The sequence below is a fragment of the Mammaliicoccus sp. O-M54 genome (assembly GCF_022386035.1).
Lineage (GTDB): Bacteria > Bacillota > Bacilli > Staphylococcales > Staphylococcaceae > Mammaliicoccus > Mammaliicoccus sciuri_A.
Map to the genome: position 1 here is coordinate 1 of NZ_JAJNJE010000030.1, position 310 is coordinate 310.

At 34.5% G+C, this 310-nt stretch carries 1 rRNA gene; it reads left to right on the forward strand.

Features of this window, described 5'->3' with window-relative positions:
* A 16S ribosomal RNA gene (locus LQ673_RS14735) occupies positions 1–69 on the forward strand; the annotation flags it as partial.
* Between the last annotated feature and the right edge of the window lie 241 nt (positions 70–310).

Here is a 310-nt window from a genome sequence, read left to right on the forward strand (position 1 = left end):
GGACAAATGATTGGGGTGAAGTCGTAACAAGGTAGCCGTATCGGAAGGTGCGGCTGGATCACCTCCTTTCTAAGGATATTACGGAATGACCATTAGGTCATGGAATAACGAAGACATATTGTATTCAGTTTTGAATGTTTATAACATTCAACATTGCACATTGAAAACTAGATAAGTAAGTAAAATAGATTTTACCAAGCAAAAAACCGAGTGAATTTTTAACGAAATTCAACAAGCTTAATAATCGCGCGTCGTCTTTATAGACGACATCACAGATTAATAACAGTTATTTTCTTAAACATTATGTATA